The organism is Streptomyces sp. NPDC090106 (assembly GCF_044747265.1).
Classification (GTDB): domain Bacteria; phylum Actinomycetota; class Actinomycetes; order Streptomycetales; family Streptomycetaceae; genus Streptomyces.
In genome coordinates this window covers 336,562-351,191 of record NZ_JBIVDS010000002.1, presented here as the reverse complement: position 1 = coordinate 351,191, position 14,630 = coordinate 336,562, and the positions used below count along the sequence as shown (strand labels likewise).

General features: G+C 68.0%; 11 protein-coding genes. 6 read left to right on the top strand and 5 right to left on the bottom strand.

Annotated features, from left to right (window positions below; genetic code table 11):
• Positions 1–141 precede the first annotated feature (141 nt).
• Positions 142–2,286, top strand: a complete 2,145-nt coding sequence (locus tag ACIPSE_RS07075; protein WP_401658308.1) for a prolyl oligopeptidase family serine peptidase — start codon at positions 142–144, stop codon at positions 2,284–2,286.
• Between the two features lie 120 nt (positions 2,287–2,406).
• Here ACIPSE_RS07075 and ACIPSE_RS07070 read toward each other — a convergent pair whose 3' ends face one another.
• Genes ACIPSE_RS07070 through ACIPSE_RS07050 form a run of 5 tightly spaced genes read right to left on the bottom strand, consistent with a single transcriptional unit; the run spans position 2,407 to position 7,960 of the window.
• Positions 2,407–3,447, bottom strand: coding sequence for an ABC transporter ATP-binding protein (locus tag ACIPSE_RS07070; RefSeq protein WP_401658306.1), 1,041 nt, complete (start codon positions 3,445–3,447; stop codon positions 2,407–2,409).
• Positions 3,440–4,414, bottom strand: a complete 975-nt coding sequence (locus ACIPSE_RS07065; protein ID WP_401658304.1) for an ABC transporter ATP-binding protein — start codon at positions 4,412–4,414, stop codon at positions 3,440–3,442. Before ACIPSE_RS07065 ends, ACIPSE_RS07070 begins: the two co-directional genes overlap by 8 nt.
• Before the next feature lie 3 nt (positions 4,415–4,417).
• Complete coding sequence (locus tag ACIPSE_RS07060) at positions 4,418–5,398, bottom strand: ABC transporter permease (protein WP_401658302.1); 981 nt, start codon at positions 5,396–5,398, stop codon at positions 4,418–4,420.
• A complete protein-coding gene (locus ACIPSE_RS07055; RefSeq protein WP_401658300.1) occupies positions 5,391–6,314 on the bottom strand; it encodes an ABC transporter permease in 924 nt (307 codons plus the stop codon). Before ACIPSE_RS07055 ends, ACIPSE_RS07060 begins: the two co-directional genes overlap by 8 nt.
• A gap of 5 nt (positions 6,315–6,319) precedes the next feature.
• A complete protein-coding gene (locus tag ACIPSE_RS07050) occupies positions 6,320–7,960 on the bottom strand; it encodes an ABC transporter substrate-binding protein (protein WP_401658298.1) in 1,641 nt (546 codons plus the stop codon).
• A gap of 467 nt (positions 7,961–8,427) precedes the next feature.
• On the opposite strand from ACIPSE_RS07050, the gene ACIPSE_RS07045 reads away from it, so the two are divergent.
• From ACIPSE_RS07045 to ACIPSE_RS07025, 5 genes are all read left to right on the top strand, one after another.
• Positions 8,428–9,462 carry an ABC transporter permease gene (locus tag ACIPSE_RS07045; protein ID WP_401658296.1) on the top strand — a complete coding sequence of 345 codons (1,035 nt, stop codon included), beginning with the start codon at positions 8,428–8,430 and terminating at the stop codon, positions 9,460–9,462.
• 82 nt (positions 9,463–9,544) lie between these two features.
• The gene (locus tag ACIPSE_RS07040) at positions 9,545–11,308 is read left to right on the top strand and encodes an ABC transporter substrate-binding protein (protein ID WP_401658294.1); all 1,764 of its coding nucleotides are present in this window, start codon (positions 9,545–9,547) and stop codon (positions 11,306–11,308) included.
• Between the two features lie 101 nt (positions 11,309–11,409).
• Positions 11,410–12,390 (top strand): ABC transporter permease, encoded by a 981-nt coding sequence (locus tag ACIPSE_RS07035; RefSeq protein WP_401658292.1) that lies wholly within the window; start codon positions 11,410–11,412, stop codon positions 12,388–12,390.
• Between the two features lie 28 nt (positions 12,391–12,418).
• Positions 12,419–13,474, top strand: coding sequence for an ABC transporter ATP-binding protein (locus tag ACIPSE_RS07030; protein ID WP_401658290.1), 1,056 nt, complete (start codon positions 12,419–12,421; stop codon positions 13,472–13,474).
• Positions 13,475–13,500: 26 nt separating this feature from the next.
• Entirely contained in the window at positions 13,501–14,544 is a 1,044-nt protein-coding gene (locus ACIPSE_RS07025) for an ABC transporter ATP-binding protein (RefSeq protein WP_401658288.1), read from the top strand.
• Positions 14,545–14,630 lie beyond the last annotated feature (86 nt).

Genomic DNA, 14,630 nt, shown 5'->3' with positions numbered 1-14,630 from the left:
AGGGGGCAGATAAATCCATCAAATGCATACGTCAGCCAGCAGGTTCATACCCACTGTGCGCTAGTGATCATAACTATCCGTACGCGCGCATCGATCGGCGCACGGCCGCACAAGGGGGCGCATGGCCAATATGGTCGTCACATGACGACGACGTCCGACTCCTTCCCCCGCCGGCACGCGCGCACGCAGCGGTTCACCCTGGGCGCGCCGCGCGCGTTCTCGGTTGCTCCCGACGGTTCCCGTGTCGTGTTCCTGCGCTCGTCCTCCGGTACGGACCGGGCGAGTTCGCTGTGGGTGCTCGATCCTGCGGGCGGCGGGGAGCGCGTGGCGGCCGACCCGCGCGCCCTGCTCGGGGGTGCCTCGGAGAACCTGTCGGCGCAGGAGCGGGCGCGGCGCGAGCGGACCCGTGAGGGCGGTGCGGGGATCGTCGGCTATGCCACCGACGCGGGCGTCGAGTTGGCGTCTTTCGCCTTGTCAGGGCGGCTTTTCACGGCGGAGCTGCGGGCCGGGACGGCACGTGAACTGCCCGTCCCCGGGCCGGTGATCGACCCCCGCCCCTCCCCCGACGGACGGTTCGTCGCGTACGTCGCGCGGGGCGCTCTGCGGGTCGTCGGCGCCGAGGGCGAGTGGGACCGGCCGCTGGCCGAGCCGGAGTCGGATCAAGTCACCTACGGGCTCGCGGAGTTCGTCGCGGCCGAGGAGATGGGGCGGACGCGGGGCCACTGGTGGGCGCCGGAGTCGGACCGGCTGCTGGTCGCACGGGTGGACGAGTCGCCGGTGCGGCGCTGGTGGATCTCCGATCCGGCGCACCCGGAACGTGATCCACAGCACGTTCCGTACCCGGCGGCGGGCACGCCCGACGCGGAGGTGCGGCTGTTCGTGATCGGCCTCGACGGGGCGCGCACGGAGGTCGTGTGGGACCGGGCCCGCTACCCGTATCTGGCGCATGTGCACTGGTCAGCGGCGGGGGCGCCGCTGCTGCTCGTACAGGCGCGCGACCAGCGCAGTCAGCTCTTCCTGGCGGTGGATCCGGGGTCGGGGACGACCCGGATGGTGCATGCCGACGAAGATCCGGTTTGGCTTGATCTTTTCCCTGGGGTGCCGTGCTGGAGTCCGTCCGGGCAGCTCGTGCGGATCGCGGACGAGGGCGGCGCGCGCGTGCTGGCGGTGGGCGAACGCCCGCTGACCGGGCCTCAGTTGCACGTCAGGGCGGTGCTGGACGTGTCCGCGGACGACGTGCTGGTCTCGGCGTCGGCGGGCGAGGCGGCGGCCGACCCGGAGATCGGCGAGATGCACGTCTACCGGGTCAACGAACTGGGCGTGGAGCGTGTGTCGCAGGAGCCCGGCGTGCACTCGGCGGTGCGCGCCGGGGGCGTGACCGTGCTGGTGTCGGCGACACCGGAGCGGGCGGGGTCGGTGGCGCGCGTGCTGCGGAACGGCAAGGCGGCGGCTCCCGCGGCGGGGGCGTCCACGGCCGGGCTGTCTGTCACGTCGCACGCCGAAGATCCTGGAATGTCCCCGCGCGTGACGCTCACCACGGGGGGCGCACGTCGAATCCCGTGCGCCGTGCTTATGCCACAGGACTACGCAGGAGATGATCCCCTTCCGGTTTTGCTCGATCCCTACGGGGGACCGCACGGTCCGCGCGTCCTCGCCGCCCACAACGCGCACCTCACCTCGCAGTGGTTCGCCGACCAGGGTTTCGCGGTGGTCGTGGCGGACGGCCGGGGCACCCCGGGCCGCTCGCCCGCGTGGGAGAAGGCCGTCCGCGACGACTTCACGCTCGCCCTGGAGGACCAGGTCGACGCGCTCCAGGACCTCGCCGGGCGCCACCCCCTGGACCTGAGCCGGGTCGCGATCCGCGGCTGGTCCTTCGGCGGCTGGCTGGCGGGCCTCGCGGTGCTGCGCCGCCCCGACGTCTTCCACGCGGGGATCGCGGGCGCGCCGGTGACGGACTGGACCCTGTACGACACCCACTACACGGAGCGGTACCTGGGCGACCCGGCGAAGGCGCCCGAGGTGTACGCGAGGAACTCCCTGGTGACCGACGAGGGCCTGTCGGCGCCCGCCGGACCGCACCGCCCGCTGATGATCGTCCACGGTCTCGCCGACGACAACGTGGTCGTCGCGCACGCCCTGCGCCTCTCCTCGGCGCTGCTGGCCGCGGGCCGCCCGCACGAGGTGCTCCCGCTGTCCGGCGTGACCCACATGACCCCTCAGGAGCAGGTCGCCGAGAACCTGCTGCTGCTCCAGGTCGACTTCCTGAAGCGCTCGTTGGGGCTGTGAACAGCAACGGACCGGGGTGACATGGCGCACCCCGGTCCGTTTACGGCACCCGCACGGCCGTACGTCGTTCAGCCTGACGCGTCCGTATATCGGAACCGGGTCGGCGAAGTTGCCTCCGTGTTACTCCGGCTCGGGCTCCGGCGGGACCACCTGCTTCTCCTCCGCGAAGTGGCAGGCCGAGTCGTGCGCCGCCGGGCCCGGCACCAGGCGGAACTCGCTGGGCACCGCCAGTTCCGGCACCTCCAGGGCGCACCGCTCCTGGGCCTTCCAGCAGCGGGTGCGGAAGCGGCAGCCGGAGGGGACGTTGGTGGGCGAGGGGACGTCCCCGGCGAGGATGATGCGCTCCCGGTGCTCACGGGCCTCGGGGTCCGGGACGGGCACCGCCGAGAGCAGCGCCTGGGTGTAGGGGTGCGTGGGATGGTCGTAGATCTCGGCGTCCTTGCCGATCTCCACGATGCGGCCCAGGTACATCACCCCGACGCGGTCGGAGATGTGCCGGACGATCGACAGGTCGTGCGCGATGAAGACGTACGACAGCTCGAACTCGTTCTGGAGGCGTTCCATCAGGTTGATGACCTGGGCCTGGACCGAGACGTCGAGCGCGGAGACCGGTTCGTCGGCGACGATCACCTCGGGGCGCAGGGCCAGGCCCCGGGCGATGCCGATGCGCTGGCGCTGGCCGCCGGAGAACTGGTGCGGATAGCGGTTGATGTACTCGGGGTTGAGGCCGACGACGTCCAGGAGGTCCTGGACCTTCCGGCGCCGGTCCCCCTTCGGGGCGACCTCGGGGTGGATCTCGTACGGCTCCCCGATGATGTCACCGACCGTCATCCGGGGGTTGAGGGAGGTGTACGGGTCCTGGAACACCATCTGGATGTTGCGCCGCACGGACTTCAGGGCCCTGCCGGACATCTTGCCGATGTCCTCGCCCTTGTACCGGATCTCGCCCGCGGTCGGCTGCTCCAGGTTGACGAGCATCTTGGCGACGGTCGACTTGCCGCAGCCCGACTCCCCGACGATGCCGAGGGTCTCGCCCTTGCCGAGGGTGAAGTCGACGCCGTCGACGGCCTTGACGGCACCGATCTGCTTCTTGATCAGGATGCCCTGGGTCAGCGGGTAGTGCTTGACCAGTCCGCTCACTTCGATGATCGGCTCAGCCATGCAGGCACTCCCTCCAGAAGTGACAGGCGCTCGTGCGCTGCTCGTCTACGTCGTACAGCGGTGGTACGTCCGTGCGGCACACGTCCTGTGCCCGCGGGCAGCGGGGGTTGAAGGCGCAGCCGGGCGGGATGTTCATCAGGTTGGGCGGCAGCCCTTTGATCGCGTACAGCTCCTGCCCCTTCTGGTCGAGCCGGGGGATGGAGTCGAGGAGCCCGCGGGTGTAGGGGTGGGCCGGCGCCTTGTAGATGTCGTGGACGGGCGCCGACTCGACGATCCGGCCCGCGTACATCACCGCGATGCGGTCGGCGACGTCGGCGACCACCCCGAGGTCGTGGGTGATGAGGATGAGCCCCATGTTGTACTCGCGCTGCAACTCCGCGAGCAGGTCCATGACCTGGGCCTGGACGGTGACGTCGAGGGCGGTGGTCGGTTCGTCGGCGATGATCAGGGCGGGTTCCAGGGCCAGCGCCATCGCGATCATGATGCGCTGGCGCATACCGCCGGAGAACTGGTGCGGGTACTGCTTGACCCGCTCCTTGGCGGCCGGGATGCGCACCCGGTCCATCAGCTCGACGGCCTTGGCCCGCGCGTCCTTCCTCGACATGCCCCGGTGCACGACGAACATCTCGCCGAGCTGGTCGCCCACGCTCAGTACCGGGTTGAGCGAGGACAGCGCGTCCTGGAAGATCATCGCCATCTCGGCGCCCCGGACCTTGCGCCGTTCCTCCTCCTTGAGCTTCAGCAGGTCCTTGCCCTGGAAGAGGATCTCGCCGCCCGCGATCCGCCCCGGCGGCATGTCGAGGATGCCCATGATCGCCTGCGCGGTCACCGACTTCCCCGACCCCGACTCGCCGAGGACCGCCAGGGTCTCCCCCGCGTCCACCCCGTAGGTGACCCCGTTGACCGCCTTCGCGACCCCGTCCCGGGTCTTGAACTCCACGTGCAGATCCCGCACTTCCAGGAGCACGACTCACCTCAGCTTCGGGTCGAGGGCGTCGCGGACCGCGTCGCCGAGCATGATGAACGCCAGCACGGTGACCGCGAGGGCGCCGGCGGGCCACAGGAGCATGTGCGGGGCCTGGCGGATGTAGGCGGAGGCCGAGGAGATGTCGATGCCCCAGCTCACCGTGGGCGGCTTGAGCCCCACGCCGAGGTAGGAGAGCGTCGCCTCCAGGGAGATGTACGTGCCGAGCGCGATGGTCGCGACGACGATCACCGGGGCGACCGCGTTCGGGGTGATGTGGCGCAGCAGCATCCGGGAGTTGGAGGCGCCGAGCGCCCGCGCCGCCTGGACGTAGTCGTTCTGCTTGACGGTGATGACCGAGCCGCGCGCGATCCGGGAGATCTGCGGCCAGCCCAGCAGCACCATGAAGCCGATGACCGGCCAGACCGTGTTGCTGGTGACCACCGACAGCAGGACCAGGCCGCCGAGCACCACCGGGATCGCGAAGAAGACGTCGGTGATGCGGGACAGGATCGAGTCCCAGAACCCGCCGAAGAAGCCGGCGAGGCCGCCCAGCACCGAGCCGAGGATCGAGACGCCGAGCGTGGCGCAGACACCGACCGTCACGGACGTACGGGCGCCGTAGACGGTCCGGGTGTAGACGTCGCAGCCCTGGCCGTCGAAGCCGAAGGGATGGCCGGGCTGGGAGCCTTCCTGGGCCTTGGCGAGGTCGCACTTGAGGGGGTTGCCGGAGGCGATCAGGGACGGCCACAGGGAGATGACGACGAGGAAGAGGATCACCAGGCCCGAGATGATGAAGACGGGGTTGCGGCGCAGGTCGCGCCACGCGTCCGACCACAGCGACCGGGGCTTGGCCGAGGGGCCCGTGCCGAGCGGGCCACCCGGCGTCTTCTCGAGCGTCTCGCCCTCGCTCGTCGCGAGGTCCATCGCGCTGCCCATGCCGGTCGCCGCGATCGATCCGTCGGGCTCGTGAGGCTGCTCAGGCATAGCGGATCCTCGGGTCGAGTACGGCGTACAGCAGGTCGACGAGCAGGTTGGCGACCAGGAAGACCAGGACGAGGACGGTGACGAAGCCGACGACCGTCTGGGTGTTCTGGCGCAGGATGCCCTGGTAGAGCTGGTAGCCGACGCCGTGGATGTTGAAGATGCGCTCGGTGACGATGGCGCCGCCCATCAGGGCGCCGACGTCGGTGCCGATGAACGTGACCACGGGGATCAGGGAGTTGCGCAGCAGGTGCCGGGTGATGACCCTGCGGCGCGGCAGCCCCTTGGCCACCGCCGTGCGGACGTAGTCCGAGCGCCGGTTCTCCGCGATCGTCGTCCGGGTCAGCCGGGTGACGTACGCCAGGGAGACCGAGGCGAGGACCAGGCCGGGGACGATCAGTTCGGAGAAGGTGGCGTCGGAGGAGACCGAGGGTTTGATCCAGCCCCATTCGACGCCGAGGAGCAGCTGGAGCAGCAGACCGGTGACGAAGGTCGGGATGGAGATCACGACCAGCGTCAGCATCAGCACCGCGGTGTCGACGGGCTTGCCGCGGCGCAGACCCGTGACGACACCGAGGGTGATGCCGATGACGATCTCGAAGAAGATCGCGACGATCGTCAGCCGGATGGTGACCGGGAACGCCGTGGCCATCAGCTCGGTGACCTTCTGCCCGTTGAACGCGGTGCCGAAGTCGCCGGTGAAGACGTTGCCCATGTAGGTCAGGTATTGCTGCCAGACCGGCTTGTCGAGGCCGAACTCCTTCTTGAGCTGGGCCGCGGTGGCGGGGTCGCACTGCCGGTCACCGCAGAGTCCCGCGATGGGGTCGCCCATCACGTTGACCATGAGGAAGATCAGCAGCGTCGCCCCGAAGAACACCGGGATCATCTGGAGCAGGCGCCGGACGACGTACCGTCCCATGGCGGTCAGCCAACCTTGATCTCGTTGTAGACGGGGACGGAGAACGGGTTGAGCTTGACGTTGGAGAGCCGCTCCGAGTAGCCCGCGCTGCCGTTCTGGTACCAGAGCGGGATGGCGCCCATCTCGTCCCGCAGGACCTCCTCCGCGTCCTGGAACTTGCCGACGGCCTTGGCGGTGTCGGTCTCGGCGTTGGCCTCGTCGACGAGCTTGTCGAAGTCGGCGTTGGACCACTTGCCGTCGTTGGAGGAGGCGTTGGTGTAGTAGAGCGGCTGGAGGAAGTTCTGGATGAGCGGGTAGTCCATCTGCCAGCCGGCGCGGAAGGGGCCGCTCATCTTCTTCTCGGTGATCTGCGTGCGGTAGTCGGCGAAGGTGCCGACGGGGTTGCCGACGCAGGCCTTGTCGTTGTCGAGGGCGTTGTTGATCGAGTTGCACACGGCGTCGACCCAGAGCTTGTGGGAGCCGGTGTCGGCGTTGTACGTGATCTTGATCTGGCCGCCGGGGAGGCCGCCGCCCTCCTGGACGAGCTTCTTCGCCGCCGCGGGGTCGTAGTCGCACGCGTCGCCGCACAGCCCCTTCTTGAAGCCGCCGTCCTCGCCGAGGACCGGGGAGGTCCAGTCGGTGGCCGGGGTGCGGGTGTCGTTGAAGATCGTCTTGGTGATCTGGTCCCGGTCGATCGCCCGGGACAGGCCGGTGCGGACCTTCTCCATCCCGGCCTTGCTCCAGTTCTTGTCGTAGAACGGGAAGGCGAGGGTCTGGATGATGCCGGCCGGGGTGTTGATGTACCGGTCGCCGAGGTCGGACTCGACGTTCTTGAGCTGGGCGGCGGGCACGTCGTCGACGAGGTCGAGGTTGCCGGCCATCAGGTCGGTGTAGGCGGTGTTGTTGTCGGTGTAGACCTTGAGGGTCACGCCGCCGTTCTGCGCCTTGTCGTCCCCGGGGTAGTCGTCCCACTTCTTCAGGCTCATCTGGGAGCCCTTGGTGTAGGAGTCGATGGTGTACGGGCCGTTGCCGACCGGCTTGGCGAGCCAGGCGTCGTGGTCGTCGAAGAAGGCCTGCGGCAGCGGGGCGTAGGCCGGGTAGCCGAGGGTGTCGGGGAACGTCGAGAACTTCTGGTTGAGCTTGACGGTGAAGGTGTTGTCGCCGGTCACCGCGAGGCCCGAGAGGGTCTGGGCGGTCTGCTTGCTGCCGTCCTCGGGGTGGACCTTGTCGTAGCCGTCGATGTAGCCGAAGAAGTAGGCGTTCTTCTGGTTGTTCTTCAGGCTGGCGCCGTAGTTCCAGGCGTCGACGAAGGACTTGGCGGTCACCTTCTCGCCGTTGGAGAAGGTCCAGCCGTCCTTGACGGTGACGGTGAAGTTCTGCGAGTCGCTCGTCTCGATCTTGTCGGCGAGCATGTCCTCGGCCTTGCCCGTCTCCGGGTTGTACCGCTTCAGGCTGCGGAAGATCATGTCGAGGACCTTGCCGCCCTGCACCTCGTTGGTGTTGGCCGGCTCCAGCGGGTTCTGCGGGTCGCCCCAGGACGAGCTGAGCGTGCCGCTGCCGTCGCCACTGCCGCCGCCGCTGTCGTCTCCCCCGCCTCCGCAGGCCGTCGCCGCGAGCGCTACCGCCGCCGCGCATGCGGCCCATTTGGCGTGCGTGGCTCCACGCATGGAGTGCCTCCTGTCGACATCACTTTTCCGTTAACCGTAAATATCGACGCAAACTACGCGTATCGCACACGCACTGACCCTTTAGTGGCAGCCCTTCACCCGGGTCGCCGGAAGGTCCGACCTCTGCCGTCGTGAACCTTCCGTGAAGGACGCAATGGATCTTCGTGATCCGATGCGGAACCGTTGGATTGTGAACCGCCCATGTACGGATTCCGATATCTCAGCGTCCGCATATCGAACTCATTGCCTGATTAGGGCAGTTGGTCCGAAATAAGACACGAGCTGGTCACGGCACGCTACGCGTGTAGCTACCGAATGCCCAAGGAGAGGTAAAGAAGGTAAAGAGAAACCCAAGTCGACCGAGAATTTATTGACCTTGAGCGAATTGCGTTGAAAAAGTCCGGCGTAGCCCGTAGGGGAGTAGTGCCCTGCGGAGTCATCAGACCCTCCCCTGGGCCAGGAGCACCATGACCCCCCCAACTCCATCTGCGGCCGCACCGCTCGAGGTGACGGAAGAGAGCACCGAGAAGTCGATCACTTCTCCCTCTCCGAAGGCCAATGAGAGCCGGTCGCCCGGGCAACTCGCCTGGCGCCGGTTCAAGCGTGACCGCACGGGCGTCATATCGGCGTTCATCGTGATCTTCTTCTTCGCGATCGCGATCACCGCCCCTCTCATAGCCAAGCTGTACGGCAAGGACCCGTACACGCAGTACGGCCAGGACGCGCCCGTGGGCACGCTCCTGAACGACGCGGGCTTCCCGGTGAAGGCCAACGGCGGGATCGACGCCGACTTCTGGTTCGGCATCGAGCCGTCCATGGGCCGGGACGTCTTCACCTTCCTGCTCTACGGCATCCGGACCTCGCTGATGATCGCCATGATCACCACGGTCCTGGTCACCGTGGTCGGGGTGATCGTGGGCGTCTCCGCCGGCTACCTGGGCGGCAAGACGGACTACTTCGTGAGCCGGGTCATCGACATCATGCTGTCGTTCCCCTCCACCCTCTTCTTCATCGCCTTCACGCCCGTCGTCTACGGCCTCTTCTACGCCGCCGACGAGGAGATCCCCTCCTGGGCCCGCGGCGTCTGCCTGATCGTGCTTCTGACGGCCTTCGGCTGGGCCTCCATCGCCCGCCTCCTGCGCGGCCAGGTACTGGCCCTGCGCGAGCGGGAGTTCGTCGAGGCCGCGAAGGTGACCGGAGCCTCCCCGGCGCGGATCATCTTCAAGGAACTGCTGCCCAACCTGTGGACCCCGATCCTGATCCAGTCCACCCTCGCCCTCCCGGCGTTCGTGACCGCGGAGGCGGGCCTGGCCTTCCTCGGCGTAGGCATCCAGGACCCCACCCCCGACTGGGGCGTGATGATCCAGCGCGGCGCGCAGTTCTACACGGACGACATCACCTTCATGATCTTCCCGGGCGTCTCGATGATCATCTTCGTCCTGGCGTTCAACCTCCTCGGCGACTCGGTGCGTGACGCACTCGACCCGAAGTCCAAGCGCTGAGTTCCCCGGCCCGGACATCGCCGTCCCCCGGCCGTCAGCAGGCAGCACGTCTCTCTCATCCATCACGTCTAGGCAGGTAGCCATGTCCTTCTCCCGCAGAAACTTCCTGATCGCCACCGGTGTGGCGGCGGGTGCGAGCACCGTCCTGAGCGCCTGCAGCAGCGGCAACGCCGGCGGTGGCTCCGGCAGCAGCTCGGCGCCGTCGGTCGACAAGGCCAAGGCCGCCGAGATCGCTGTGGGCTCCAAGACCGACTCCCAGGGCCCCGCCCCGGAGATGCCGGGCGCGGTCAAGGGCGGCACGATCTACACGCTCGACCAGATCGACTTCGACCACCTGGACCCGGCGCAGATCTACTCGTCGTACACGGGTGCCGGTTCGGTCCTGTTCCTGCGCGGTCTGACCGGCTACCGGGTCGACTCCAAGGGCAACACCACCCTGGTCGGCGACCTCGCCACGGACGCGGGCACCGTCAAGGACGGCGGCAAGACCTGGTCCTTCACCCTGAAGGACGGCGTGAAGTGGGAGGACGGCGCGGCCGTCTCCATCGACGACGTGCGCCACAGCTTCGAGCGCCTCTTCGCCTCCTTCGTCACCGAGGGTCCCCGCTACCCGCAGAACTGGCTCGAGGGCGGCGACAAGTACAAGGGCCCCTACGACGGCAAGCACCTCTCCTCCATCGAGACGGACGGCACCACCGTCACCTTCCGTCTGAAGGAGGCGCACGCCGACTTCCCGTTCATGCTCGCCATGCGCGGCTTCGCGATCGTGCCCAAGAAGCACGACACCCAGAAGAAGTACGACCAGCGTCCGTACTCCTGCGGCCCGTACAAGATCGAGTCCCGCTCGATCGACAAGTCCCTCACCCTGGTGCGCAACGAGCACTGGGACGCCGACCTGGACCCGTGCCGCAACGGCTACCCGGACAAGGTCGTCATGCAGTTCGGCTTCCAGTCGCTGGCCTCGACCGACCGCTACATCGCGGACACCGGCAACGACCAGTTCGCCCTGTCGCTGCTCAACGAGGTCGCCTCGGAGCGCATCCAGTCGGTCATGGGCAACGCCGCGCAGAAGAAGCGCGTGCTGACCCAGGTCGACACGACGTCCTACTACTTCCCGATCAACATGGCGCGGATCAAGGACGTCAAGGTCCGCCAGGCGATCAACTGGGCGTGGCCGGCGCAGCAGCTCAAGCAGCAGCGCGGTGGTTCGCTCGTCACGGCGACCTCCACCACGATCATCTCCCCGCTCACCCCGGGCCACGAGGACTTCGACCTCTACGGCAAGAAGACCAAGCCCACCGGTGACCCGGAGAAGGCCAAGGCGCTGCTGAAGGAGGCCGGCAAGGAGGGCCAGAAGCTGGTCATCGCCTTCCAGCAGTCCGACAAGGCCGTCAAGGAGGCCGTCACCATCAAGAACGCCCTCACCAAGGCGGGCTTCGACGTGGTGACCAAGCAGGTCGACAAGACCAGCTTCTACTCCGAGATCGGTCAGCTGGACAACGGCTTCGACCTGTTCGCCGCGGGCTGGGGCCCGGACTGGCCGGCCGGTTACTCCGTCATCCAGCCCTGCTGGGACGGCAGCCAGATCGCCGACGGCGGCGTGAACTGGTCGCAGCTGAACGACACGAGCGTCAACAAGGCGATCGCCGCGGCGACCTCCGAGACCGACCCGGAGAAGGCCAACAAGGCCTGGGGCGCGATCGACAAGCAGATCATGGAGCTCGCGGCCTGCGTGCCCGACTACAACCCGATCCGCAACTGGTTCCACGGTTCCAAGGTCGGCGGCGTGATCTACAACGCCGGTGACACCTGCGTCGCGCTCGGCAAGGTCTACGCCAAGGCCTGACGTCTTCCCGGGGCGGCGGTCCGACCGGCCGCCGCCCCGGCCCCGTCCACGCCCGATCCCCACACCCCGGCGACGGCGCCCCGTCCGGAAAGCCATCACCCATGTTCCGTTTCCTGATCCGTCGAGTGCTCGGCGCGCTCGTCATTCTGCTGGTCATCAGCGCCGTCACCTTCTTCCTCTTCTACGCCATCCCCCGCGACCCGGCGCGGATGGCCTGCGGCAAGGTCTGTGACGCCCAGCTGCTCGCACAGGTCCGCGAGAACCTCGGGATCGCCGACCCGATGCCGTTGCAGTACTGGCACTGGATCCAGGGCATCTTCATGGGCCGCGACTACGTGGGGGTCGGGCACTGCGACGCGCCGTGCTTCGGCTACTCGTTCAGCAACAACGTGCCCGTCTGGGACACGATCATGGACCGGCTGCCGACGACCATCTCGCTGGCCATCGGCGGTGCCTTCTTCTTCCTGATCATCGGCGTGGGCACGGGCATGCTGGCCGCGCTCAAGCAGGGCAAGTTCCTCGACAAGGCCGCGAGCTCCTTCTCGCTCATCGGCTCGTCGATGCAGATCTACTTCGTCGGCTACATCGCGATGTTCTTCCTGGTCACCCAGCTGCATCTGCTGGACCAGCCGTCGTACACGCCGTTCACCGAGAACCCGGGCGCCTGGGTCTCCGGTCTGCTGCTGCCCTGGCTGGTGCTGTCGATCATCTTCACCGCCAACTACACGCGTATGACCCGCTCCCAGCTGGTGGAACAGCTCAGCGAGGACTACGTGCGCACCGCCCGCGCCAAGGGCCTGTCCCGCAGCTCGGTCTTCTTCCGCTTCGCCTGGCGCGGCGCGATGGGTCCGATCGTGACGATCTTCGGCATCGACATGGGCACCCTGATCGGCGGCGCGATCATCACCGAGTCGACGTTCAGCATCCAGGGTCTCGGCGCGCTCGCCGTCCGCTCGGTGGACGACAGCGACCTGCCGATGCTGCTCGGCGTCACCATGATCGCGGCGGCCGGAATCGTCTTCGCCAACATCATCGTGGACGCCGTGTACGCCCTCATCGACCCGCGCATCCGGCTCGCCTGACCCGGGCCCCCTCCAGCTACCCCCCGGCATGACCCCCAGGAGCGTCCCCGTGACGAGCACCGATCAGCAGGCCTTCCTCTCCGTCAGGGACCTGAAAGTCCACTTCTCCACCGAGGACGGCACCGTCAAGGCCGTCGACGGTCTCTCGTTCGACCTCGAAAAGGGCAAGACCCTCGGCATCGTGGGCGAGTCGGGCTCCGGCAAGTCGGTCACCAACCTGACGATCCTGGGCCTGCACGACCGTCACCGGACCGCCGTCGACGGCGAGATCCTGCTCGACGGCAAGGAGCTGACGACAGCCCGGGAGTCCGAGCTGGAGAAGCTGCGCGGCAACAAGATGGCGATGATCTTCCAGGACGCCCTGGCCTCGCTGTCGCCGTACCACACCGTCGGCAAGCAGATCGGTGAGACGTACCGCAAGCACACCGGTGCCTCCAAGAAGGAGGCCCGGGCGCGGGCGATCGAGATGCTGAAGCGGGTGGGCATCCCGCAGCCGGACGTACGCGTGGACGACTACCCGCACCAGTTCTCCGGCGGTATGCGCCAGCGCGCGATGATCGCCATGGCCCTGGTCTGCGACCCCGAGCTGCTGATCGCCGACGAGCCGACCACCGCGCTCGACGTGACCGTGCAGGCCCAGATCATGGACCTGCTCAAGGACCTCCAGCAGGAGTTCGGCACCGCGATCGTCTTCATCACCCACGACCTCGGTGTCATCGCCGACATCGCGGACGACGTGCTGGTGATGTACGGCGGCCGGTGCGTGGAGCGCGGCACCAAGGAGGAGGTGCTGCGCACCCCGCAGCACCCCTACACGGTGGGTCTGCTCAGCTCCATGCCGAGCCTGGAAGGACCGGTCGACGTACCGCTGTCGCCGATCCCCGGTTCGCCGCCCTCGCTGCTCAACCCGCCCTCCGGCTGCCGGTTCCACCCGCGCTGCGCCTTCGCCGAGAAGGTGTCCGGCGGGCGGTGCTCCACCGAGCGCCCGCTGCTGGAGATCACGGACGGGCGGGGTTCCGCGTGCCACCTCACGCTGGACCAGCGCCAGGAATTCTTCGCCGACCTCGCCGGAACCCGGCACTGACGTCACCGAGACGGGACCTCACGATCATGAGCAACACGAAACCCCTCCTGGACGTCACCGGCCTGACGAAGCACTTCCCGGTCAAGGGCGGCTTCCCGATCCGCCGTACGGTCGGCGCCGTGCAGGCCGTGGACGGGCTGGACTTCCAGGTGCACGAGGGCGAGAGCCTCGGCCTGGTGGGCGAGTCCGGCTGCGGCAAGTCCACCACCGGACGGCTGATCACCCGGCTCCTGGAACCCACGAGCGGCACGATCTCCTACCGGGGTCAGGACATCACCCACGCGGGCCGGCGCGACCTGGCCCCGGTCCGCTCCGAGATCCAGATGATCTTCCAGGACCCGTACGCGTCGCTGAACCCGCGGCACACGGTCGGCAGGATCATCTCGGGTCCGATGGAGATCAACGACATCAACCCCGCGGGCGGACGCGAGAAGCGCGTGCGCGAGCTGCTGGAGATCGTCGGTCTCAACCCCGAGCACTACAACCGCTTCCCGCACGAGTTCTCCGGCGGCCAGCGCCAGCGCATCGGGGTCGCCCGCGCGCTGTCCCTGGAACCGAAGCTGATCGTCGCGGACGAGCCGGTCTCGGCGCTGGACGTCTCCATCCAGGCGCAGGTCGTCAACCTGCTCCAGAAGGTCCAGCGGGAACTCGGCATCGCATTCGTCTTCATCGCCCACGACCTCGCGGTGGTACGGCACTTCTCGCAGCGCGTGGCGGTCATGTACCTCGGCAAGATCGTGGAGATCGCCGACCGCGACGACCTGTACGAGAACCCGCGGCACCCCTACACCAAGGCGCTGCTGTCGGCCGTGCCCGAGGCCACGGTGGACGGCACCGCCCGTGAGCGCATCCGGCTCCAGGGCGACGTGCCCTCTCCGATCGCCCCGCCGTCGGGCTGCCGATTCCGCACCCGCTGCTGGAAGGCGACGGACAAGTGCGCCACCGAGGCGCCCCCGCTGGTCCAGGTCGAGGGCAACAAGCCCGGCCACCTGACCGCCTGCCACTACCCCGAGACGGCGGGAACCATCCCGGCCCCGCGTCTCTCCAAGGACCCCCAGGCGGCGGCCTGACACACCCCTTTCGTCAGCCGCCCCCTTCAGGGACCGGACTTTCCAGGCCCATTGACCCGAGCCCGTGAACGTCCGCTTCCAGGGGA

Bases quoted from the DNA above. Each gene is read 5' to 3' on its own strand.
- ACIPSE_RS07075 (WP_401658308.1), top strand. From the start codon at position 142: ATGACGACGACGTCCGACTCCTTCCCCCGCCGGCACGCGCGCACGCAG.
- ACIPSE_RS07070 (WP_401658306.1), bottom strand. From the start codon at position 3,447: ATGGCTGAGCCGATCATCGAAGTGAGCGGACTGGTCAAGCACTACCCG.
- ACIPSE_RS07060 (WP_401658302.1), bottom strand. From the start codon at position 5,398: ATGCCTGAGCAGCCTCACGAGCCCGACGGATCGATCGCGGCGACCGGC.
- ACIPSE_RS07055 (WP_401658300.1), bottom strand. From the start codon at position 6,314: ATGGGACGGTACGTCGTCCGGCGCCTGCTCCAGATGATCCCGGTGTTC.
- ACIPSE_RS07050 (WP_401658298.1), bottom strand. From the start codon at position 7,960: ATGCGTGGAGCCACGCACGCCAAATGGGCCGCATGCGCGGCGGCGGTA.
- ACIPSE_RS07045 (WP_401658296.1), top strand. From the start codon at position 8,428: ATGACCCCCCCAACTCCATCTGCGGCCGCACCGCTCGAGGTGACGGAA.
- ACIPSE_RS07040 (WP_401658294.1), top strand. From the start codon at position 9,545: ATGTCCTTCTCCCGCAGAAACTTCCTGATCGCCACCGGTGTGGCGGCG.
- ACIPSE_RS07035 (WP_401658292.1), top strand. From the start codon at position 11,410: ATGTTCCGTTTCCTGATCCGTCGAGTGCTCGGCGCGCTCGTCATTCTG.
- ACIPSE_RS07030 (WP_401658290.1), top strand. From the start codon at position 12,419: ATGACCCCCAGGAGCGTCCCCGTGACGAGCACCGATCAGCAGGCCTTC.
- ACIPSE_RS07025 (WP_401658288.1), top strand. From the start codon at position 13,501: ATGAGCAACACGAAACCCCTCCTGGACGTCACCGGCCTGACGAAGCAC.